24 protein-coding genes and 1 pseudogene are annotated in these 21,748 nt (G+C 60.9%); 9 read left to right on the forward strand and 16 right to left on the reverse strand.

Features of this window, described 5'->3' with window-relative positions; all coding sequences use genetic code 11:
• Positions 1-8: 8 nt before the first annotated feature.
• Both N2599_RS00775 and N2599_RS00780 read right to left on the reverse strand, forming a co-directional pair.
• Positions 9-1,196: an IS481 family transposase gene (locus N2599_RS00775; RefSeq protein ID WP_074060682.1), complete on the reverse strand. Its 1,188-nt coding sequence runs from the start codon at positions 1,194-1,196 to the stop codon at positions 9-11.
• 335 nt (positions 1,197-1,531) lie between these two features.
• Positions 1,532-2,593 carry an IS110 family RNA-guided transposase gene (locus tag N2599_RS00780; protein WP_260307606.1) on the reverse strand — a complete coding sequence of 354 codons (1,062 nt, stop codon included), beginning with the start codon at positions 2,591-2,593 and terminating at the stop codon, positions 1,532-1,534.
• A 295-nt stretch (positions 2,594-2,888) separates the two neighbouring features.
• On the opposite strand from N2599_RS00780, the gene N2599_RS00785 reads away from it, so the two are divergent.
• Positions 2,889-3,761, forward strand: a complete 873-nt coding sequence (locus N2599_RS00785) for a transporter substrate-binding domain-containing protein (RefSeq protein WP_027513294.1) — start codon at positions 2,889-2,891, stop codon at positions 3,759-3,761.
• On the opposite strand, the gene N2599_RS00790 is transcribed toward N2599_RS00785, so the two are convergent.
• From N2599_RS00790 to N2599_RS00810, 5 genes are all read right to left on the reverse strand, one after another.
• Positions 3,755-4,171 carry a tellurite resistance TerB family protein gene (locus N2599_RS00790; RefSeq protein ID WP_027513295.1) on the reverse strand — a complete coding sequence of 139 codons (417 nt, stop codon included), beginning with the start codon at positions 4,169-4,171 and terminating at the stop codon, positions 3,755-3,757. The two genes, N2599_RS00785 and N2599_RS00790, sit on opposite strands and share 7 nt — an antisense overlap.
• Before the next feature lie 62 nt (positions 4,172-4,233).
• The gene (locus N2599_RS00795; protein ID WP_027513296.1) at positions 4,234-4,974 is read right to left on the reverse strand and encodes a thermonuclease family protein; all 741 of its coding nucleotides are present in this window, start codon (positions 4,972-4,974) and stop codon (positions 4,234-4,236) included.
• 11 nt (positions 4,975-4,985) lie between these two features.
• Positions 4,986-5,651, reverse strand: a complete 666-nt coding sequence (locus N2599_RS00800; RefSeq protein WP_027513297.1) for a LexA family transcriptional regulator — start codon at positions 5,649-5,651, stop codon at positions 4,986-4,988.
• Between the two features lie 104 nt (positions 5,652-5,755).
• Positions 5,756-6,403, reverse strand: a complete 648-nt coding sequence (locus tag N2599_RS00805; RefSeq protein WP_027513298.1) for a response regulator — start codon at positions 6,401-6,403, stop codon at positions 5,756-5,758.
• 90 nt (positions 6,404-6,493) lie between these two features.
• Complete coding sequence (locus N2599_RS00810; RefSeq protein ID WP_027513299.1) at positions 6,494-6,895, reverse strand: hypothetical protein; 402 nt, start codon at positions 6,893-6,895, stop codon at positions 6,494-6,496.
• A gap of 119 nt (positions 6,896-7,014) precedes the next feature.
• On the opposite strand from N2599_RS00810, the gene N2599_RS00815 reads away from it, so the two are divergent.
• Together N2599_RS00815 and N2599_RS00820 are read left to right on the forward strand one after the other, a co-directional pair.
• Positions 7,015-7,368: a DUF952 domain-containing protein gene (locus N2599_RS00815; RefSeq protein ID WP_027513300.1), complete on the forward strand. Its 354-nt coding sequence runs from the start codon at positions 7,015-7,017 to the stop codon at positions 7,366-7,368.
• Positions 7,365-8,453, forward strand: coding sequence for a quinone-dependent dihydroorotate dehydrogenase (locus N2599_RS00820; RefSeq protein ID WP_027513301.1), 1,089 nt, complete (start codon positions 7,365-7,367; stop codon positions 8,451-8,453). Before N2599_RS00815 ends, N2599_RS00820 begins: the two co-directional genes overlap by 4 nt.
• Here the strand turns inward: N2599_RS00820 and N2599_RS00825 are convergent.
• The 3 genes from N2599_RS00825 to N2599_RS00835 are packed head-to-tail and all read right to left on the reverse strand — an operon-like array spanning position 8,429 to position 10,573.
• On the reverse strand, positions 8,429-9,775 hold the full coding sequence (locus N2599_RS00825) for an MATE family efflux transporter (protein ID WP_027513302.1): 1,347 nt from the start codon (positions 9,773-9,775) through the stop codon (positions 8,429-8,431). The genes N2599_RS00820 and N2599_RS00825 overlap by 25 nt on opposite strands.
• Before the next feature lie 31 nt (positions 9,776-9,806).
• Positions 9,807-10,304: a CAP domain-containing protein gene (locus N2599_RS00830; protein WP_027513303.1), complete on the reverse strand. Its 498-nt coding sequence runs from the start codon at positions 10,302-10,304 to the stop codon at positions 9,807-9,809.
• 2 nt (positions 10,305-10,306) lie between these two features.
• Complete coding sequence (locus N2599_RS00835; RefSeq protein ID WP_027513304.1) at positions 10,307-10,573, reverse strand: DUF6460 domain-containing protein; 267 nt, start codon at positions 10,571-10,573, stop codon at positions 10,307-10,309.
• 143 nt (positions 10,574-10,716) lie between these two features.
• Here N2599_RS00835 and N2599_RS00840 point away from each other — a divergent pair, with 143 nt between their 5' ends.
• Both N2599_RS00840 and N2599_RS00845 read left to right on the forward strand, forming a co-directional pair.
• A complete protein-coding gene (locus N2599_RS00840) occupies positions 10,717-11,643 on the forward strand; it encodes a class I SAM-dependent DNA methyltransferase (protein WP_027513305.1) in 927 nt (308 codons plus the stop codon).
• A 217-nt stretch (positions 11,644-11,860) separates the two neighbouring features.
• Positions 11,861-12,496 carry a YitT family protein gene (locus N2599_RS00845; RefSeq protein WP_027513306.1) on the forward strand — a complete coding sequence of 212 codons (636 nt, stop codon included), beginning with the start codon at positions 11,861-11,863 and terminating at the stop codon, positions 12,494-12,496.
• Positions 12,497-12,808: 312 nt separating this feature from the next.
• On the opposite strand, the pseudogene N2599_RS00850 reads toward N2599_RS00845, so the two are convergent.
• Positions 12,809-13,054, reverse strand: a pseudogene (locus N2599_RS00850) (carboxymuconolactone decarboxylase family protein); the annotation flags it as partial.
• Positions 13,055-13,124: 70 nt separating this feature from the next.
• Between N2599_RS00850 and N2599_RS00855 the strand changes: the two are divergent.
• The 3 genes from N2599_RS00855 to pdeM are packed head-to-tail and all read left to right on the forward strand — an operon-like array spanning position 13,125 to position 17,066.
• Positions 13,125-13,760 carry a YitT family protein gene (locus N2599_RS00855; protein ID WP_027513307.1) on the forward strand — a complete coding sequence of 212 codons (636 nt, stop codon included), beginning with the start codon at positions 13,125-13,127 and terminating at the stop codon, positions 13,758-13,760.
• Between the two features lie 47 nt (positions 13,761-13,807).
• Entirely contained in the window at positions 13,808-16,318 is a 2,511-nt protein-coding gene (locus N2599_RS00860; RefSeq protein ID WP_027513308.1) for a ligase-associated DNA damage response DEXH box helicase, read from the forward strand.
• Between the two features lie 19 nt (positions 16,319-16,337).
• On the forward strand, positions 16,338-17,066 hold the full coding sequence (gene pdeM / locus N2599_RS00865; protein WP_027513309.1) for a ligase-associated DNA damage response endonuclease PdeM: 729 nt from the start codon (positions 16,338-16,340) through the stop codon (positions 17,064-17,066).
• A gap of 165 nt (positions 17,067-17,231) precedes the next feature.
• On the opposite strand, the gene N2599_RS00870 is transcribed toward pdeM, so the two are convergent.
• From N2599_RS00870 to N2599_RS00880, 3 genes are all read right to left on the reverse strand, one after another.
• Positions 17,232-17,813, reverse strand: coding sequence for a transglycosylase SLT domain-containing protein (locus N2599_RS00870; RefSeq protein WP_027513310.1), 582 nt, complete (start codon positions 17,811-17,813; stop codon positions 17,232-17,234).
• Positions 17,814-17,934: 121 nt separating this feature from the next.
• Positions 17,935-18,372: a universal stress protein gene (locus N2599_RS00875; RefSeq protein WP_027513311.1), complete on the reverse strand. Its 438-nt coding sequence runs from the start codon at positions 18,370-18,372 to the stop codon at positions 17,935-17,937.
• A gap of 87 nt (positions 18,373-18,459) precedes the next feature.
• Positions 18,460-19,020, reverse strand: coding sequence for a dihydrofolate reductase family protein (locus tag N2599_RS00880; RefSeq protein WP_027513312.1), 561 nt, complete (start codon positions 19,018-19,020; stop codon positions 18,460-18,462).
• Between the two features lie 117 nt (positions 19,021-19,137).
• Between N2599_RS00880 and N2599_RS00885 the strand changes: the two genes are divergently transcribed.
• Complete coding sequence (locus tag N2599_RS00885) at positions 19,138-19,644, forward strand: winged helix-turn-helix transcriptional regulator (protein WP_027513313.1); 507 nt, start codon at positions 19,138-19,140, stop codon at positions 19,642-19,644.
• Here the strand turns inward: N2599_RS00885 and N2599_RS00890 are convergent, their stop codons facing one another.
• Together N2599_RS00890 and N2599_RS00895 are read right to left on the reverse strand one after the other, a co-directional pair.
• Positions 19,645-20,451: a TIGR02186 family protein gene (locus N2599_RS00890; RefSeq protein ID WP_027513314.1), complete on the reverse strand. Its 807-nt coding sequence runs from the start codon at positions 20,449-20,451 to the stop codon at positions 19,645-19,647.
• Positions 20,451-21,371, reverse strand: a complete 921-nt coding sequence (locus N2599_RS00895; RefSeq protein WP_027513315.1) for a sulfite exporter TauE/SafE family protein — start codon at positions 21,369-21,371, stop codon at positions 20,451-20,453. Before N2599_RS00895 ends, N2599_RS00890 begins: the two co-directional genes overlap by 1 nt.
• Between the last annotated feature and the right edge of the window lie 377 nt (positions 21,372-21,748).

Raw genomic sequence — 21,748 nt, forward strand, 5'->3', positions numbered from 1 at the left:
GATCGTACCTAAGACATGGGTGACAACCTCGTGCCGAACGGGTTGTCGATGGTTTGCAAGGTCCTCTGCTCCAGGTCGATATATCCCAGATCATACTGCATGAAGCTGACGAGCCAAATACCGTCGTCGACTTCCTTGAGTCCCAGTTTCTGTCCTGCCAGCACGGTCGAGATGTTGACCTTCTTGCGGTAGATGCAGATGCGGCCGCAATTGGTCACCAGCGCATCGCGATCGTGGAAGGGGTAGTCGATCTCCGGCAGGCCCTGATAGGGGCGTGACGAAGCGACGTAGAGATCTGCCGGCACCTTCATGTTGAGCGCCTCGTGCGGCCGCTCCTGATTGAATTCGCTGACGAAAGCGTCGAAGCGGGCCTGCTGCTGGAGGATGTTTTTGCCCGGTGGTCTGGTCGCCTCTTTCTTCAGCGTCAGGTGCATGCGCTCATGCCGGCCGTTTTCTTGGGGACGGCCCGGCCTGATGCGCTCCAGCGTGATCCCGAGCCTCAGCCACCACACCGACAGCTTCGACAGATTGTAGAGCCCGTTGGGGCTGGCGAACGGCAAGCCGTTGTCGCTGCGGATCGCCGTCGGCAGGCCGCATTCGGTAAACAGCCGCCGGAACGCGTCGAAGACAGCCCGTTCTCGTGTCGATTCAAAGGCTTCGCAGGCGAGAAGATAACGTGACGCCTGGTCGGTGACCGTCAGCGGGTAACAGTATCGGCCATCGCCGAGCTTGAACTCGCCCTTGAAGTCGGCACACCACAGATCGTTCGGCAGTAATGCCTGTGACAAGGCTGTCCCTTCGGCTCGATGTCGTTGCCGCTTGCGGGCATGGGCGACCAGACCATGTCGATCGAGAACGGCATGCACCGTACTCTTCGACGGCACGCGCACATCGCCGGCCAGGCGCTTCACCAAAAGCTCCCTGATCTTCCTGGCACCCCAATGCGGCTTGCTCTTCTTGCACGAGACGATCATCGCCTCGACCGGCTCAGGCAGCTGGTTGGCATAACGCACCGGCCGTCGAGACCGATCCGTCAGTGCCTCCAGGCCGTCGTCCTTATAGCGATTGAAGATTTTGTAGCCGGTCTTGCGCGAGATGCCGAATGCACGGCACACATCGCTCATGCCTTCGCCCTCTAATAGCCGGGCGACAAATCGTAGACGTTCCTCCATCACCGAAGTCTCTTTCCACGGCATCAACACCTCCCGCCAAAAAGCGAAAAGTGTCACCCATGTCTCCGGTACAAAACGTCACCTATCTCTCATATGTGGACGGCCCCCTCCCTGCAAGAACTCCTATGATGATTTGATCGAGATCGCTTGCGTTCATATGTCCGGCCTGTTGTTGCGCTCGCACATGAACGCTGGCCAAGATGGGTTCCGCGACGTGAGTTCCAAACAGGTCGGCGACCTTCAACGGCCACTGAGAGATACGGAGTGTCCCACGTCTCGGATCGATCGATCACACCATCTGCTCGTTCCTTGCAAGTTCACGCATCAGATCGGCACGGCAGCATCTGTAACCTGCTAACCTAGACCTGACTGATCTCTCTATGCTGCGCAGGCCAGAGCCGGTCGCGAGCATTACCTTTGTAGTCCTCGCCGGTCACCATTATCTTCCAGGCGATCCGGGCGATCTTGTTGGCCAGCGCGACAGCCACGAGCTTGGGTGGCTTGCGCTTGAGCAACTCGATGAGCCAAGGCGAAGTGCTCTTTCCACGTCCCGCTCTTACCTGTTGAAGCCGCGAGGTCGCACCCACGACCAATGTCTTGCGCAAGGTCTCATCGCCGGCCCTCGTAATGACACCGAGCCTGACTTTGCCCGCAGTCGAATGGTCTCTGGGCGTTAGGCCCATCCAGGCGGCAAACTGCCTTCCGGATGTAAACTGTTCCGGGGCCGGAGCTTTCATCGCCAGCAAGACCGCGCCGATCGGTCCGACACCAGGGATCTTTGCAAGACGGCGACAACATTCATTGTTGCGATACCAGGCCATCAGTTTTGCCTCCACCTCTTTCAGGCGATCCCCCAACTGCGCAAATTCCTCAGCGAGAGACGTAAACAGCTCACGCGCCACAGCCGGAACGCTTTCATCAATCATGATGCGTTCCAGAAGGAGCGGAATATGAGACATGCCTTTGGCCGCCGTCAGCCCGAACTCAGCTGCATAGCCACGAATTGTATTGGCAAGCTGCGTCTGTGCGGCGACAGCGCGCTCGCGCATGCCCACCAGCATCAGCGCGGCTTGCTGATCCGCACTCTTCACCGGAACGAACCGCATCGTCGGACGGCTCATCGCCTCGCATAGCGCTTCGGCATCGGCCGCATCATTCTTGCCGCGCTTGACGTAGGGCTTCGCCAGTTGTGGCGCGATCAGCTTGACCTCATGTCCGAGCCCCGTCAGCAACCGGGCCCAGTGATGCGAAGCGCCGCAGGCTTCGATCGCAATCACGGTCGGTGGGCAATTCGCAAAGAAATCCACCATCTCCTTGCGGCGCATCTTCTTGCGCAAGATCGGTTGCTCGGCGGCGTTTACACCATGCAATTGAAAGACGTGCTTTGACGTATCCATGCCAATACGGATAATCTGATCCACGGACGGCTCCTTCGTTTGAGATCGTTAACGGCTCACTCTGGCACATTTCGATGCCGCTCGGGGGCCGTCCACCCCAACAGGTCGGGCACATGCCCCGCTTCAGAAGAACGGCAATCACATCGCGAAAGCAGGTGCTTTCGTCTACGATCTGCTCCCGCTGATGAAGGCGCATGACCGACTTCTGGCGCACTTTTATGGCCGGTGGTGCGGCCCGGCGCATATTTCCCAATACGGATGACTCTGATACACCATCGCCAAGCGGCGATGCCCCGACCCTAACCCGAGCCGGATGATAGTGAGACAATCTTTCCCTGCGTCCCTAAGTTTTAAGGGATTTTTAACTTTTTGGCTGTCCTTGGTTGTATTTTCTGCAGGGACGACGTCTGCGCAGCAGGCGCCATCGTCGCTGCCTTTGCTTTTTGACGCCCGTGAAAGGCTTGCCAAGCCGGACCTCTCTTCGCTCGTCCGCCTGCGCTTCCTGACTGCTGTCGATTTCCCACCTTTCAACTTTACCGACCAGAATGGCAAGCTGTCGGGCTTCAATATCGATTTGGCGCGCGAGATATGTAATGAACTGGAAGTGGCTTCAAAATGCGAGATCCAGGCGCTGCCCTTTGCCGATTTGAAGGAGACGCTTGCTGCCTCCCAGGGCGATGCCGTCATCGCGGGGTTGGCCGTAACTTCAGACTTACGCAAGCAGTTTACCTTCAGCCGTCCCTACCTCATGCTGCCGGCCCGTTTCGTGCGCAATGCGAAAGCGGAGATAAAAGGGGATACCGCCGCAGCGCTGTCTGGCCGATCGGTCGGCGTCATCAAGGCGACCGTACATGAGGCCATGCTTAACGCCTACTTTCCGGCAATAAAAGCCGTGCTTTTCGAGAATAGGGAGGCACTGCTGACGGCCCTGAGGGATGGCAAGGTGGACGCTGCCTTCGCCGACGCCCTGCAATTGTCCTTCTGGGTTTCCTCTCAGGCATCCGCCAAATGCTGCGCGCTCTTCGACGGCCCCTATTTGTCGGAGCAGTTTCTGGGAGAGGGCATGACGATCATGCTTCGCCAGAACGACAGCGTATTGACGGCAGCGTTGGACCACGCCCTTGCAGCACTTTCCAGAAACGGCCGCCTGCAGGAAATCTACCTGCGTTATTTCCCTTATGGGCTCTATTGACCGTTGCGGAAGCGGGCGATCGCGCTGCGTTCGATGGCCGCGCAGGTGAGCTTGTCGAGACCCAACCGGTCGCGGAGCATGCTGAGCAGCCGAAGCTCCTCGGCCTTGACGGAAAGGTCGGCGGAAGCGACTTCGACGGCAAGGGCATAGGCGGTGTCGTAGAGCCGCGCCGGCAGCGTGTCCTTCACCGTTTCCAAAACGACATCGAGACCTTCCGGCCCGGCCAGCAGTGCTGCGCAGTCGCGGGCAATCGAAATCAGCTTGTCGTCGTCGAAATCCTTGAACACTGGCAGAAAGCCGATCAGCTGGCCGATGCGCTCCATCTCCCGGTCGTTCATCGTGCTGTCGACGGCGGATGCCATCACCATCACGTAAATCAGGGCATCGTGGGCGGAAAGCGGCTTGTTCATTCGGTCATTCCCTCTGCTTCGGCAGGAGTTTAGGAACTGCCGTCCGCCATTACAAGGGATCGCTAGATCGGATCGAGAGGATTATCCGGCGGCGGTCCGGGCGGCAGGGTCAGCGGCGCGCCCTTGCGCGGATCCTCGCCATAGACGCCTTTCTTCTCCGCCTTCGCCTTTTCGCCCGCTCCGGTAAGCGGCGATCCGGCGACTGCATCCGCCCAGCCGTTCTCGACAAGCCATTCGGAAAGGTCTTGCGCGCCGATCTTGCAGGAGGCCGTCGTGATGCCGGTCCAGTTGGCGTCCTCCAGATCGCAGGTGACTGAGCGCAGCCGCAGAAAGAGCCGGAAATTCGTCTTGGCGAGCATTCCGCAAGGCCATTCGTTCCCATCCAGCTCTTTGCAAATCTTGTCGGCCTGTGTCGGAACAATGCCGGCAAGCTGCAGTTTCCTGTCGCCGAAGGCGAGAATGCCAGCACTCTCGGCGACCGGCCTCGGCAATGTTGCGGCTTTCTGCGGCTCCGGCTTTGGCGTTTCCGGTTCGGGCACGGCTACCCGTTCCAGCGGCTTGCCCTCCGCCTCAGCCGGATAGAACTGGCTTGCTTGGTCGACCGGCCGCGCGTTCATGCTGATCTTTGGATCGGGAAGGGCAATTGGCGGCTTTGGTACCTCCTCGGATTTGGCAGCTGTGTTGGGATCTTCGATCGCGGTCGTCGCCACATCCGGCCCGGCAAACCGCTCCCTGCCTGCCGCCAGCATCACGGCGACGATTGTTATTCCCGCAACAGCTGTCAGAAGTGCTGCAGGCCGCATGGAAGATTTTCCTATTGGCTGGCCCAGATGATGCGCGCGATCCAATCCACATCGGAAAACTCGATCGTCCGGTTCGGATGTTCGGAATTGAGGGACATCAGTTCGATGGAGCGTGGGCTCTGGCGTAGCAGCACCTTGGCCATCACCTCGCCCTCGCGCGTCTTGACGACGACGCGGTCGTTGCGGCGCACCTGTGCGCCCGGCTCCACGATCAGGACGTCGCCGTCGCGATAAAGCGGCATCATGCTGTCTCCCTGCACTTCGAGGGCATAGACGCCCGCTTTCTGCGAGGGTGCGGCGGGAAATTCCACTACATCCCACCCTTGGCCAGCCGGGAAACCGCCATCATCGAAAAAGCCGCCTGCGCCGGCCTGTGCGAAGCCGAGCAGGGGAATGGAGCCTCCCTGCGGGGGGGATGCGCCATCCGGCAGACCGGAGAAGCTGTTTGCGGACCGCATGAAGCCCATGAACTGCTCCATGGTGGCGCCTGTCGCATCGAGCACCTTGGCGATCGATTCCGTCGAAGGCCAGCGCAACCGGCCATCGGCAGACAACCGCTTAGATTTGTTGAGGGAGGTAGGGTCGAGGCCGGCACGGCGCGCAAGACCAGACGGTGTCAGGTCATGCCGTTCGGCAAGCCTATCGATCGCTCCCCAAATCTGCTCGTGTGACAGCATCTTGCTTGGTCCTGCGCCCCGGCGCCGCTCTCCAATCGGCAGGAAGATTAACGCCAGGCTTTCTCATAGTAAAGAGAAATGAGGAATAAAATCCTGTATTGGCGTCAGGCAACCATCGCCATGTTGATCTTGCCGAGCTGGATGACGGCCTGCGTGCGGCTGTCGACGTTGAGCTTCAGGAGGATGGCCGAGACATGCGCCTTGATCGTTGCTTCGGAAACGCCGAGTTCGTAGGCGATCTGTTTGTTGAGCAGGCCTTCGCCGAGCATGGTGAGCACGCGGCTCTGCTGCGGCGTCAGCGTGTGCAGGCGGTGAATGAGGTCGGCCACGTCCGGGTCTTGTTCCTCACCGTCGCGATAATTCTCCGGCGTTGCGATATCGCCGGCAAGCACTGCCTGGATGCTGCTGCGGATATCTTCGATGCCGGACGATTTGGAAATGAAGCCGGAAGCGCCGAGCTCCAGGGCGCGGCGGATCGTCGTCGCGTCATCGGTCGCGGAAATGATGACGATCGGCAGGCTGGCGAATTCGGAGCGTAGCGCCATCAGCCCGGAAAAGCCGCTGACGCCGGGCATGGCAAGATCGAGCAGCAGGATATCCGCATCCGGATGAGTGGTAGCGGCAGCGCGCGCGGCCGTGAAATCGCCGGCTTCGACGATCGTGTGCTGCCCCTCCATGCCGGTCACGGCCTGGCGCAGCGCATCCCGGAAAAGCGGGTGGTCGTCCGCAATGATGATCGTCTGTTCCTGCATCGAAAACCCCCTCCCAAGAGCCCGATTTCATCCTCCTCGTGCGCGGGATACCCGCCGCACATGCCGTCCTCTTCATATTACTACATCAAATCAGGTCTTCTGCGGAAGAGGCGCGGTCTTTTCGTCCTCCTGGAATTGCTTCACCATGCCCATGAAGCTTTTCATCATCCGCTCCATGATGCTGATCGAGCGGTCGATCTCGGCATCGGTGGGCAGCGCCTTGTTAACGATGCTCTTGTTTTCGAGCGCCGTCACGCGGTCGGAAAGCCGGTCAAGCTCGTCGTCATACGCAGCGCGTTCGTCGGCCGCCATACGGCAGACCAACGAACCGTCCTTTTCTTCGCAAAGCGACATCGCACCCGTGTGCTTGTCGAGACGGACGAAATGGTCGCCGCTCCGCTCGAGCTGGAAGCGCGCCGGGTCCGGCTCGGCCGCGAGCGCCGGCAGCGGCAGAAGAAGAACTGCGGCAATCCCGATTGTTATCGTCTTCATGCTATGATCCTCCGGATTTCTGTTGCGGCTATCCTGTTTTTTGGCGGGGAGTCGTGGACATCGCCGTTCCTTTCCGGCAAAGCGCTCACCAACAGCATCAGCCATTGCATGAGGCCATCATGAGCGTGACACCCGTCGTTTACAAGATCGTGACCGAGGCGCTCTGGCAGGAAGCCAGGCAAAGCGGCGTTTTTCGCGGCGCAGGCATCGACCTGCAAGACGGTTTCATTCATCTCTCGACGGAAAAACAGGTGCGGCAGACGGCGGCGCTGTTTTTCGCAGGCCAGCCGGGCCTGCTGCTCATCGCCATCGATAGCGGCAAGCTCGGCGACAAGCTGATCTTCGAACCCTCCCGAAACGGCGATCTCTTCCCGCATCTTTATGCCGAACTGCCCCTTTCGGCCGTCATCTGGGAAGAGCCGCTTCCGCTCGATGATGCCGGACAGCATATCTTCCCGGAACTCCTGTCATGATTGGTGTGTTCAAGAGCGCTGCCCGCAAGGGCCTCTTCCTGTTCGATCCCGAAACGGCGCATGGCATGTCGATCGCTGCGCTGAAATCCGGCTTGGTTCCCGCCTGCCGTATTTCTCCAGATCCGCGGCTGGTGCAGACGGTCGCCGGCCTCACCTTCGAAAACCCGCTCGGTATGGCGGCCGGTTACGACAAGAATGCCGAAGTGCCGGAATCCCTCCTCAAGCTCGGCTTTGGCTTCACTGAGATCGGCACGGTGACGCCGAAGCCGCAGTCGGGCAATCCGCGCCCGCGCATCTTCCGTCTGGTGGATGACGAAGGGGTCATCAACCGCCTCGGCTTCAACAACGAGGGCCATGATGCGGTCTTCCGGCGCCTGTCGGCGATCCGCCGCGAAGGCATCATCGGCGTTAACATCGGCGCCAACAAGGACAGCGAAGACCGCATCGGCGACTATGTGGCCGGCATTCGCCGCTTCTATTCCGTTGCGCGCTATTTTACGGCCAACATCTCTTCGCCGAATACGCCTGGCCTGCGTGACCTGCAGGCGCGCGAAAGCCTGGCCGCTCTCCTGTCCGCCGTGCTTGCCGCCCGCGACGAGGAGGCCGCGCGCTCTGGCCGGAAAATCCCGGTCTTCCTCAAGATTGCGCCCGATCTCACGGAAGAAGGGATGGACGATATCGCGGCCGAAGTGCTCTCCCATGGGCTGGACGGCCTGATCGTCTCGAACACGACGCTTGCCCGCGACGGTCTGAAGGATCAGCGGCAGGCGAAAGAAGCCGGTGGCCTTTCGGGCAAGCCGCTCTTCGAGAAGTCGACCGCGATTCTTGCGAAAATGCGCAAGCGGGTCGGCGCTGCACTCCCGATCATCGGTGTCGGCGGTGTTTCTTCGGCGGAAACCGCGCTCGAAAAGATCAGGGCAGGGGCCGATCTCGTGCAGCTTTATTCCTGCATGGTCTATGCGGGTCCTGGCCTACCGGGCGAGATCGTCCGCGGCCTCTCAAGGCTCCTCGACCGTGAAAAGGTCACGTCGATCCGCGAATTGCGCGACACCCGCGCCGATCACTGGGCGGCCCGGAACGTCTGATCGGCCCGCGGCTTCACCAGCATGGCCAGGAAGAAGCCGCGGAACAGCAGGAAGGCGTTCATCGACAGCCAGAGCCCGTGATTGCCGAAGAGCGGCACGAAGACCGCGAGCGCGGCAAGATAGCCGGCAAATGACATCAGCATACGGTTGCGCATGTCGACAGACCATGTCGCGCCGATGAAGACGCCGTCCATCAGGAAGGCGAGTGCGCCCGTCAGTCCGGTGATCGCCGCCCAAGGCAGATAGGTTTCTGCCGCTGCCCGCACCTCCGGCGAGGTCGTCAGCGCGGAAATCAGCCAGGGACCGGCGCCAAGGAAGAAGGCGGAAACGGACGCCGCCAGCCCGAAGGACCAGATCGCAGTGAGTTTCAGCCCGCGGTCGAAGGCCGGCCGGTGGGCCGCGCCGATCGCCCGTCCGGTGATCTGCTCGGCGGCATTGGCAAGCCCGTCGAGATAATAGCCGGAGAGCAGGAAGAAATTCATCAGCACGGCATTGGCGGCGAGCGTGACGGCGCCGAAGCTCGCGCCGATCCGCGTCATGATCGCAAAGGAGCCGATCAACACGAAGGTGCGGATCAGGATGTCGCGATTGAGCGCAAAGAGCTCCGCCAGCCGGTGCCGCGAGAAGATTTCCGCACGGCTTGGCCGTTCGGAGGCTTCGAAGCTTCTGAGAACGAGGAGGAGGCCGGCCACCGCACCGGCCGTCTCGCCCACCATCGTGCCCCAGGCGACGCCAGCGACTCCCCAGTTGAGCCAGAGGCCGAGATAGATCGCGAGCACGATGTTGATACCATTGATCAGCACCTGCAGGAAAAGGCCGGTGCCGCCTTGCCCGCGCCCGAGCACGAAACCGAGGATCGCGTAATTCGCGAGAGCCGCAGGGGCGGCAAGGATCCGAATGGAGAAATAGACATTCGTCGCCTGTGCGACGGCCGCTTCGGGTCCCATCAGTGCCAGCCCTGCCGGAAGCAGCAGCGGCGAGAGACAGAGAAGAACAAGGCCGCAACCGAGCGCGGAAACCATGGCTCGCCAGAAAACGCCCTGCTGCTCATGCGTATCGTGCCGCCCGAGCGCCTGTGCCGTCAGCCCCGTGGTCGAAGCGCGCAGGAAGTTGAAGCTGCCGAGGAGAAGGTCGAAGAGCATCGCCCCGATCGCAAGGCCGGCAAGCGCATCGGGCTCGCCCATATGGCCCACGACGCCGGTATCGACGAGGCCGAGCAGCGGCGTCGTCGTGAAGCCGAGCGTCATCGGAATGGCGATCGACAGCACCAGCCGGTGCGTCACATCGAATGCCAGCCGGTTTTCGCGCCCGCAGTGATCCATTTCTGCCTCGGTCTTGAGAGGCAGAATCGCCTCAGCTGGAAAGAACCATGGCCCAATAGGGCACGCTCCGGGAAGACGTATTGTGCGCAACGGCGACGCCGAGCCCGTTATAGCGTCCCAGCATGTTCTCGAGATGATGTCGCGAGTTGATCCAGGCCGTCACGACGGCATCGATGCTCTGCTGGCCGGCGGCGATGTTCTCTGCGGCCGGAAGCTGCACGCCGCTTTTCCTCACGCGTGCACCGAAACTGTCGGCCATGCCCATCAGATGCGTCATCTTGCCGGCGCTTGCCATTCGCTTGGCCTGGTAGATCGCCGCAGCGCTTGCCGCCGGATCGACGTGAAGCGCCGTCAGCCCATTCTTGGCGCGAAGCTGGTTGACGAGCGGCAGCGCCGCCGTTGTCTCGTCCTCTCCGTCCGAGGGCGTGGAAGACATTCTGGGCACGGTCGTGCAGCCTGCGACGCCCGTCAGGAAGACAAGGCCTGAAAAGCGCAGCAGATTGCGCCTGGAAAGATCGATGGATGTCATGTTTACCGGCGAAAGTTGAAAAGACGGATGATAATGAAGATCGGGATGACGACCGTTGCGCCAAGCAGCAGATAATCGCCGACGCGGCCGAGCGCTGCAAAACCCCGGTACCAGATCTCGCGGATGAAATCCCGGACGCCGTAGACGAGGTCCAGCGGTGCCCATCCGAAAACGGTCATCACGAAACCGACGATCAGCGAAACGACTAAGAGCTTCACCAATGTGCGGCCGAGCGAGTCACCTAGAAATTTGTTTACCTGATCGGACATGCGCCATCTCCTGTTTGCCCTGAAATACGGTTGCGGCGCGGCGCCCGCAAGCCTTTTCCGGAACTGGCCGTTCCGCCTCTGAAATAGGACTTGAGTTTTTTTGTGGCCGCCGCCAAATGCGCAGGCGTTCAACGGGCCACATCATGCAGCAAAGCCAGTTTTCCTCAGGCGACGTCATCGCCGATCGCCGCGCCGATTATGCGAAGATGCTCGACGAGGGCGGTGAGGCGGATGCGGCCGCCGAACTGATGGAGCAGGCGCTGGAGCTGACGCCCGCCTGGGCCGCCGGCTGGTATCGCCTCGCGACCTACCGGGAGAGGGCCGGTAAGGTGGGATCCGCGATCGAAGCCTATCGGAAGACGCTGTTGCTCGATCCGGAGGATATTTTCGGCGCAAGCCTCAAGCTTGCCCTGCTTGGCGACGCCGAAATGCCGGAGCAACCGCCGAGCCGCTATGTCGAGCGGCTTTTCGATGATTATGCCGCCCGTTTCGAAACCTCGCTCGTCGAAAAGCTGGATTATAGCGTTCCGCAGAAACTCGCAGCGCTCCTTGCCGCTACCGGCCGCAAATATTCGCTCGCCATTGATCTCGGCTGCGGCACCGGCCTTCTCGGACCGGAGATCCGCGCCCGCGCCGGGCGGCTTGAAGGCTACGATCTCTCGCAAAAAATGCTCGCCAAGGCCGAGGAGAAGGCAGTCTACGATCACTTGGCCCAGGCCGACCTTTCTCTTGCGCCTGAAGCCTGCGGCGTCTTTGCCGATGGTGCAGAATACCGCGCTGATCTGATTACGGCTGCCGATGTGCTCATGTATCTCGGCAATCTCGAAAGCGTTTTCGCGATCGTCGATCGCCTCGCCGCCGCCAGCGCAGATTTCGTCTTCTCGGTCGAAGACGCGGGCGAGGGCGACGGTTTCCACCTCGCGCCATCACTGCGCTATGCGCACACGGAAGCCCATGTTCGCGGTCTTTGCAGCCGCTATACCCTTGAGGTTATAGAGACCATCAAAACCACGATTCGACAGGATGGCGGCAAACCGGTTGCCGGCATTCTGTTCCTTGCACGGCGATGATGCTTCATGCACAAATCTTGCGATTTGAAAATAGGTCAGCATTACTTACATATTTTGCTTGCTCGCAACTGCGAAAAGCTTGATAATTCCCATCATAGCTGACCGGCGCCGCGGAAGAACAATCAGGAGCGCCTCAGTCTGTTCACCATAGACAATCCGTTGCGCGGGAAACGCTCTCCGGCGCGCTTGAATTCTTCTGCTGTTGGAGATTGCCGGCATGGCTCAGCTCATCAATGCCCTCGGTTTCTGGAACACCAGCGCGACGCGCCATACGCCGCTCGAGGATGTGCAGGGCATATTCTCCGGCAGCCTCGTTTCCGCACTCGGCCTTTATGTGCTCGCCAGCGCCGGCCTTCTCACCGGCAGCACCGCCGGTATCGCCTTCCTGCTCTATTACGCTTTCGGCGTGAATTTCGGCCTTGCCTTCTTCTTGCTCAACGTGCCGTTCTTTTATCTTTCCTGGAAGCGCCTCGGCATCGCCTTTACGATCAAGACCTTCGTCGCCATCGGCCTCACCTCGGCGCTTGCCGATGCGCAGTCGCGTTTCTTTGAGATTTCCAGCATCCATCCAGCCTGGGCAGCGCTTCTCGGCGGCCTACTGCTCGGCTTCGGCCTGCTTGCGCTCTATCGCCATCGCGCCAGCCTCGGCGGCGTCGGCATTCTCGGTATCTACATGCAGGAGCGTTTCGGCATCCGCGCCGGTCTTGTGCAGCTTTCCGTCGACATGTGCGTGCTTGCCGCCGCCTTCTTCGTCACGACGCCGCCGGTGGTTCTCTATTCCGTTCTCGGCGCGGTCGTCCTCAATCTCTTCCTGACCATCAACCACCGCGCGGATCGCTATATCGCGCTGTAGGTTCGCGAAGCGGCAGTTCAATCATAAACAAATCGTAACTTGCCTCCTCTCAGGCCGAGAGCGACACTCGCCTCGCGCCGGATAGATGAGGTGAAGATATGTCAGAGTTGGAAAAACTTATCAGACGCCGCATGAACGAGGAGTATGCTAAGGGCTCCTCCGCGGAAAAGATCGCCCAAGTCATCCGTGAACTTATCAATAACTTCGACGGATCAGGTGCCCGTCGCAGCTGATCGACATTTTGCCGACCCGATTTCCATCGGGTCGGTCGCTTCAAGCAATGCCTCAAACTTTTGCTGCGCGCAAAATTCCTCACGCAGCCTTCGCTGGCTGATCGATTGGGCGCTGGCTGCGGAAGCTGACGGCCAACCGGTTCCAGACGTTGATCGCGCCGATCACCACCGTGATCTTGGTGATTTCCTCTTCGCTGAAATGCGCCTTCAGGGCTTCGAAGACCGCATCCGGTGCGCCGGTCTCCGCGATCCTCGTCACCGCATCGACCCAGCCGAGCAGGACACGTTCCTTTGCGTCGTAGACCGGCGATTCCTTCCAGGCGCAGATAAACGAAATCCTGCTTGCCAAGGCCGAAAGGCAAGATAGAACAACCGAAAATACCAAGGGGAAAACAATGGCAGCAAAAGCCGCTTTTGCCGGACTTCTGAACTCGTCGCCGGACAGACACTCGCTTTTCGATGACACGCAGGGGCTTGTAGCGGGCAGCATGCTTGCCGTGCTCGGCGTCTCGCTTCTCTCCAGCGCCGGCCTTCTGGCAGGCGGCACCGCAGGCATGGCATTCCTGCTGCACTATGCGACAGGCTGGGGCTTCGGCCTCTGCTTCTTTGGTGTGAACCTGCCGTTTTATTATCTCGCCTTCCACCGCCTCGGCCCTGCCTTCACGATCAAGACCTTTATTGCGATCGCGCTCACTTCTGCACTGTCGGAGATCGCCCCGCGCTTCCTCGGCCTCTCGCATGTCGATCCGGTCGCCGGTGCGCTCTTCGGCGGTCTTGTCATCGGCGCCGGCATGCTGGCGCTTTTCCGCCATCGCGCAAGCCTCGGCGGCATCGGCATCCTGGCGCTTTACATCCAGGATCGCTTCGGTTGGCGTGCGGGCATCGTGCAGCTGGGTTTCGATGGCCTCATTCTGGCACTTTCCTTCTTTGTCGCCAGCCCCTTCATTATCGCCTGCTCGGTGCTCGGCGCCATGGTGCTGAACCTCACGCTCGCCATCAACCATCGCAAGGACCGCTATATCGCCATGTGAGGCGCGGCCGCTCTTCTCTTTCACGTCGGTTTCACTACCTTTGTCCCGTGGACCAGATCGATTCCGAAGCCCGCGCCGCCTTGCCCGCCCCCTTCATCCGCTGGTTTGCGGAAAAGGGCTGGCGGCCCCGCGCCCATCAGCTGGAATTGCTGGCCCGCGCCGAAGCAGGCGAAAGCACGCTGCTGATCGCGCCGACCGGCGCCGGAAAAACGCTCGCCGGTTTCCTGCCGGCGCTGACCGATCTCACGCGCCGCGGCAAACGCCTGTCGGGCTCCGCCTTTACGGGCATCCACACGCTTTACGTCTCGCCGCTGAAGGCACTCGCTGTCGATATCGAACGCAACCTCATGAAGCCAGTCGGTGAGATGGGCCTGCCGGTCACCGTCGAGAACCGCACCGGCGACACGCCGAACGCCAAGCGCCAGCGCCAGAGGCTCAATCCGCCCGATATCCTGCTGACGACGCCGGAGCAGGTGGCGCTGCTGCTCGCCAACAGGGAGGCGGAACGCTTCTTCAAAGATCTGAGATATGTCGTTTTCGACGAGCTGCATTCGCTCGTCACGTCGAAACGCGGCCATATGCTGTCCCTCGGCCTTGCCCGGCTGCGCCGCCTCGTGCCCGAGCTCAGGACCATTGGCCTCTCCGCCACCGTCGCCGAGCCCATGGACCTGCAGAAATGGCTGGTTGCGCAGGAGGAGGGCAGGGAACGGCACGCCGGCCTGGTGACCGTCGAAGGCGGCGCCAAGCCGGATATCTCGATCCTTACGACGGAGGAGCATATCCCCTGGTCCGGCCATTCCGCCAGATACGCCGTCCCCGATGTCTACAGGCAGCTGACTGAGCACCAGACGACGCTGCTTTTCGTCAACACGCGATCGCAGGCCGAAATGCTCTTCCAGGAACTCTGGACGGTGAACGAAGAGAACCTGCCAATCGCGCTGCATCACGGCTCGCTCGATGTCGCGCAGCGCCGCAAGGTGGAGGCGGCCATGGCCGCCAACAGGCTGCGGGCTGTCGTTGCCACCTCGACGCTCGATCTCGGGATCGACTGGGGTGACGTCGACCTCGTCATCCATGTCGGCGCGCCGAAGGGCGCCTCGCGCCTTGCCCAGCGCATCGGCCGAGCAAATCACCGCATGGACGAGCCCTCCAAGGCGATCCTCGTTCCCGCCAACCGTTTCGAGGTCATGGAGTGCCAGGCAGCCCTCGACGCCAATTATATCGGAGCGCAGGACACTCCGCCCGTCGGCAAGGGCGCGCTCGATGCGCTCGCCCAGCACGTCCTCGGCATGGCCTGCGCCGAGCCTTTCGACATGCTGGAGCTGTACGGCGAGATTACCAGCGCCTCTCCCTATGCCGATCTCTCCTGGGAAACCTTCGAGCGGATCGTCGATTTCGTCGCGACCGGCGGCTATGCGCTGCGCACCTACGAGCGCTACGCCCGGATCCGCAAGACGAAGGACGGCCTCTGGCGCGTCTCCAATCCGCGTGTCGCCCAGCAGTACCGCTTGAATCTCGGCACGATCGTCGAAAGCCCGATGCTCAATATCCGGATGGTGAAGCGCGGCGAGACAGGCAAGATCGGCCGCGGCGGCGGCACCCTTGGAAAGGTCGAGGAATATTTCCTCGAACAGCTTTCACCGGGCGACACCTTCATCTTCTCCGGCAAGGTGCTCCGCTTCGAAGGCATCCGGGAAAACGAAGCGCTTGTCTCCCAGGCCTTCTCCTTCGATCCGAAAATCCCGTCCTATGCCGGCGGCAAGTTTCCGCTCTCGACCTATCTTGCCGATCAGGTGCGCTCCATGCTCGCCGATCCCGACCGTTGGCATCGCTTGCCGGATCAGGTGCGTGACTGGCTGTCGCTGCAGAAGGACAAGTCGATGCTCCCGAAGCGCGACGAGCTGCTGATCGAGACTTTTCCGCGCGGTAGCCGCGACTATATGGTCGCTTATCCATTCGAGGGCCGCCTCGCGCATCAGACGCTCGGCATGCTTCTCACCCGCCGCCTGGAGCGGGCCGGCGCCAAGCCGCTCGGCTTCGTCGCCACAGACTATTCGCTCGGCATCTGGGGACTGGAGGACATGGGCCTGATGATCCGGAACGGCCGTCTCAGCCTTTCCGACCTCTTCGATGAGGACATGCTCGGCGACGATCTCGAAGCCTGGCTCGACGAATCCTTCCTGTTGAAGCGCACTTTCCGCAATTGCGCCGTGATTGCAGGCTTGATCGAGCGCCGCCACCCCGGCAAGGAAAAGACCGGAAGGCAGGTGACGGTGTCCGCCGATCTGATCTACGACGTGTTGCGCAGCCACGAGCCGGACCACATTCTGCTGCAGGCGACGCGCCAGGACGCCGCGAGCGGCCTTTTGGATATTTCCCGGCTTGGCGATATGCTGAGACGAATCAAGGGTCACATCACGCATCGCGCGCTGGATCACATTTCCCCGCTCGCCGTACCGGTGATGCTGGAGATCGGCAAGGAGCCCGTTCATGGCGAGGCCCACGATGCGGTGCTCGCCGAAGCGGCCGGCGATCTGATCGCTGAAGCGCTGGCTTGATAACGCAGGATAGACGAGAATGATGAACCGCCTGGCGCTTGCATGTGAATTGAACGGATTGGTCCCGATGCCCGGCGTCGAGACCTCTGTTCATGGCGTCGCGGCCGTCTGCGATCCGCTCGGCGCGCTCTATCTGCCGGATGCCCGCATCCTCGTGGTTTCCGACCTGCATCTCGAAAAGGGTGCGGCCTTCGCCCGCCGCGGCATGCTGCTTCCGCCCTACGACACGCTGGCGACGCTCACCGTCCTCTCCGCCGTCATCGCCCGCTACAATCCGAAGCTCGTCGTCTCGCTCGGCGATAATTTTCACGACCGCGTCGGCTCGGCGCATCTGCCGGAAAACTCCCGCACCCTGATCGTCGACATGGCCCGCGGCCGCGAATGGATATGGATCAACGGCAATCACGACCCTGACGGCACGGTCGATCTGCCCGGCTCTTCCGTCGATGAGATGCATTACAGCAACCTGACCTTCCGTCATGAGCCAAGGGGCGGCCTGCAGCAAGGCGAAATCGCCGGCCACCTGCACCCCGCCGCCACCGTCCGCCGCCGGGAGAAAGCCGTTCGCCGCCCGTGCTTCGCTACCGACGGCGCCCGCCTCCTCATGCCCGCCTTCGGCGTCATGACCGGCGGATTGGACCTCGGCCACAAGGCGATGACGGGCCTGTTCGATGGGCCGTCCTTGGTCGCTCATCTGCTGGGGCGGGATCGGATTTATTCGGTAAGATACGGGAATTTGCGGGGGTAGCACCGGTTCTCTCTTCTCCCCAGCAGGGAGAAGATGTCCGTCAGGACAGATGAAGGAGCGAGGAAGGAGCGAGCGTCCGAGCGGAGAGCGAAGACGAGTTTGCCCTGCCGCCCCCCCATCCGACCCTTCAGGCCACCTTTTCCCCGCTGGGAAGAAGGAAAACCCTCAATCACACCCCTGCAACTGCTGCTGATAGGTCGCCGCCATGTTCGCAAATCTTCGCGCCGTCTTCTGCAACTGCGCATTCGAGCGCCAGTCGCCGCGTCTGTAGCCTGCCGGTCCCGAATAGTAAGCGATATAAAGGCTGTAGGCGTCGTTGAGCTGGATGCCCGTCGCCTGGCTGTTGCTGTAATGGTACCAGCCGATGAAGTCGATCGCGTCGGCAAAGTTGGTGCGCCGCGCAGCCCAATTGCCGGTCGCCGACTGATAGTGGTCCCAGGTGCCGTCGAGCGCCTGCGAATAACCGTAGGCAGTCGAAGGGCGCGTCCAGGGAATGAAGCCGAAAAGTTTCGTGCGCGGCGGACGGGCATTCGGCTGGAAGCCGGATTCCACATACATCGTCGCCATCAGGATCGGAACCGGCACGCCGTATTTCTTCTGGGCCCGCTCGGCCTCGCGCTGCCAATTGCTGAAGAAACCGTTCCGCTGGTCGAAGACGGCGCAGATGTCTCTGGTCTGGCTAGGTGCCGTAGCGCAGCCGGCTGCAAGCGCCAGAAGCACCAGGGCGAGAAGACTACGGGTACGCAAAACAGAACCTCTCGTTTCGAGAGATTACTAACTCGTAAATCTTAACACTCGGTTTTTAGTCAAAGGTGAACTTGCACATCGCGCCGAAGCTTGCCCCCGCCGCCGCAGGCGCTCGATCCGATCACCGGTAGACCAGAACCGGGGTCTTCGAATGGGCGAGCACCTTCATCGTCACGCTGCCGACCATGAATGCGGTGAAGCCTTCGCGTCCGTGCGATGCCATGGCGATCAGGTCGCAGCCGCGTTGCGCGGCCGTATCGATGATCGCCTTCGCCGGTTCGTGGCTGGTCACCTGGGTCGTGTCGCAATCGACGCCATGCGTCCTGGCCCGGGCGCCGGCATCCGCCAGGATCCGGTCTGCCGCTTCCTTGCTGTGACGGTCATAGTTTTCGCGCGTGGATTCGAGCTGATCGATATTCGTGGAAAAGATATGGAACGGTTCGACAACGGTCAGGACCGTTGCCTTGGCGGCGATCTCCTTCGCAAAGGCAAGAGCCTTTTCAAGCGCATCGGTGGAAAGCTGCGAACCCTCGGTCGGGATGAGAATGTGTTTGTGCATAGACTGGTTCCTCCTTCAACGCTCACATGTTGACGGAGGAATCAGCCTAACACCTTGATCTGCATCAAACTGTCACGAATGCCGGCGTCACGCCGCCTTGACCGGCTCGTAACGCAGGATCACTCCGCCAGTCTTCAACGGCGTTGCCTCCAGCAGCTTCAGCGGCAGTTGTTCTTTCGTCGCCTTGAAATGCGGATTGCCGGCGCCGAGGATCACCGGCACCAGGCAGATGCGGATCTCGTCGACGAGACCGACCTTCAGCATCGAGTCGCAGAGTTCGGCGCTACCGAAGATGAAGATCGTCTTGCCGTCCTCCTTCTTGAGTTTTTGAAGCTCGGAAACCGGATCGCTGACAACGCGGGCATTGTTCCAGCCCGGCTCCGTCATCGTCCGCGACACCGCGATCTTCGGGATGCTGTTCATGTAGTCCTTGATCCTGCCGTCCTCTTCCGCCGTCTGCCAGTAGGCGGCCATGCCCTCGTAGGTCTTCCGGCCGAAGACGAGCAGGTCGCCTTCCTCACCCAATTGTTCGGAATATTTCTGCAGTTCTGGTCCCCAGGCCAGATTGTGGAAGTCGATATCCCACGGCTTCGTGCCTTCGAAGTAGCCGTCGAGCGTCATCAGATTCCAGATCACAAGCTTTCTCATGTCCATTTCCTCCATCCGCTTGTTTAGGCATATCACAATCAAAACCAGTTGCAAATAGCAATCGGTTGAAAGCTAGATAAACTGATGGCAAAATGCAAGTGGTTTTTGGAGATGAAAATGAACGACCTTCACCGCTCCGGCTGCCCGATCAATCTGACGCTGGAAATCCTCGGCGACCGTTGGAGTCTGATCGTCATCCGCGACATCATGTTCGGCAACCACCGTCATTTCCGCGAGCTGTTGCAGAATTCGGAGGAGGGCATAGCATCGAACATCCTTGCCGACCGGCTGCGCCGCCTCATGGACAAGGGCTTGCTGACCAGGGAAGACGACCCCACGCACAAGCAGAAGGCAATCTATAGCCTTACCGAAATGGCGATCGATCTCGTTCCGCTCTTCGCCCATATGGGCGCCTGGGGCCGCAAGCATCTGCCGGTGTCGGAAGAGCTTTCCATTCGTGCCGAACTACTGGAAAATGGCGGCCCGCAGCTTTGGGAAGATTTCATGAACGAATTGCGGGCAAAGCACCTCGGCAAAGAGTTGCCGCCCGGAACGCTCTCGGTGCTCGGCCGCCTGACCGAGGCCTATCTCGATGTCGTTGCGAAAAAGAAGAAGTCCGCCTGATCAATCCTTACGGAAGACGATGCTGGCGCTCCAGCCGGTCACGATCGCCAGGAACACGGCGAACATGCCGTATGGGATCGGCTGCTCATGGGCTGCGTCTGTGATCATTTGTTCGATGCCGGTCTTGATGACGCGTAGCGGCACCGATTTCTGCGTTATGAACATGCCGCTCTTGAAGAGATAGGCGCGCACCGTGTGCACGCCGTTCGGGATGTTGGCCGGCAGGCGGAGGCTTGCTTTGAAAAGATTGGAACTGACGAAGCGCACACCGGTCGGGTCGCGTTCGTAGAGCCCGCCGGTCTGCTGCAGCCGACGGAAAGCAGTGCGGAACTCGCCGAGGCTGCTGCCGTCTCCAACGAAGCCGACGGGCGTCAGCGGGATATGGTCGATGCCGATCCCCTGGTCGGCGACGTCGAGCGGCGTCACGACATCGTCGATCGAGCGCGAGCTCGACATCGAATAGGAATGCGGTACGCCCTCGAAGGTCATCGAATCGGTATTGATCCAGATGCCGAAGACGCGTTGCTTTTTGCGCACTGTCGCATCCTCGCGCGGCCCTTCCAGGACGACGACGACGTCGTACTGGCCGACGGCAAGCAGCAGGTTGTCGGTATTGGTCAGCGCCCCGAAGATCGTCAGATCCGCGCCGCGGAAATCGGAGGTGATGGCGATTTCGCTGCTGGAGGTGCCGATCTCCAGCCCCTCGCGCCCTTCTTCGGAGTTCTGCCCCGGCAGCAGCATCTGCGCGGCGGCAAGCCCCGGCAAGAGGCAGAAGAGACCGAAAAGGCAAAGGCGCAACCGTCTCATCAATACGCCCCCATCACGACGGAATAGACGTCGGCGGGCGTCACAACCAGCGCGACCGCAAGGCGGATGCCGACAGCGAGAACGAGCAGCCCCAGCAGCGCCCGCAATTGCTCGCCGCGCAGTTTCTGGCCGACGCGCACGCCGTATTGCGCACCGACGACGCCGGCCACCATCAAGATGAAGGCTAACACGATATCGACGGAGAAGTTCGTCGCGGCCTGCACCACGGTGGTGTAGGCGGTCACGAATATGATCTGGAACAGCGATGTACCGACCACGACATTGGTCGGGATACGCAGCAGGTAAATCATCGCCGGCACCATGATGAAGCCGCCGCCGACGCCCATGATGGAAGTCAGGATTCCGATCCCGAAGCCGAGCGCAACGATCGGGATGACGCTGAGGAAAATCTTCGATTTCTTGAAGCGCACCTTGAGCGGCAGGCGGTGGACCCAGTGATGATGCCCGGGCCGGCGCCGTGTCGGCGGCACGTTCTTGGCGGCGCGCCGCATGGCGTTGATGCTTTCAAGCAGCATCAGCCCGCCCACCGTGCCGAGGAAGATAACGTACATCAGCGAGATGATGAGATCGAGCTGGCCGACCCGCCGCAACAGCGAAAAGATCCAGATGCCGATCGTCGCGCCTGTAAGACCGCCGACAAGCAGTACGGTTCCAAGCTTCACGTCCAGCGTCCCGCGCCTGAAATGCGTAATCGCACCGGAGATCGAGGAGGCGACCACCTGGTTCGCGCCGGTCGCGACGGCGACCACGGGCGGGATGTTGTAGAAGATGAGCAGTGGCGTGATCAGAAACCCGCCGCCGACGCCGAACATGCCGGACAGGAAGCCGACGGCCGCGCCCATGCCGAGGATGATGAAGATGTTCACCGACAATTCTGCTATGGGCAGATAGATTGTCACAGCCGACCCCGAATTATGAACTGCCCCGCCGGGCAGGCGTCTTGCGTACCGTTCGAATGGCGTATCATACGGTGAAATCGTTGCCAGAGGCTTTCGATAAACGACACGCGACCCGCGTATGACGCGAGCGATAAGTTCCGATTAATTTGGCTTTTTTCAGATTTTGTGACGACGGCGCGAGGTGTTTCTTCGCCGGGAAACACTTAGCTCCTGCGCTACGTGTTTCCCCCATGATACTTAGCCTTATGGATCAGTATTCAGAACAGCTAAGCGGTATCTTTCTGGCGCTCGCGGACCTTGGGCGAGGGCCTGGCTAGCATCAGCGACCTCGCGGAGCTGTTCGGCATGGCGCTCTCGTCCTTCGTCGGAACCACGCG

Source organism: Rhizobium sullae, from assembly GCF_025200715.1.
GTDB classification, from domain to species: domain Bacteria; phylum Pseudomonadota; class Alphaproteobacteria; order Rhizobiales; family Rhizobiaceae; genus Rhizobium; species Rhizobium sullae.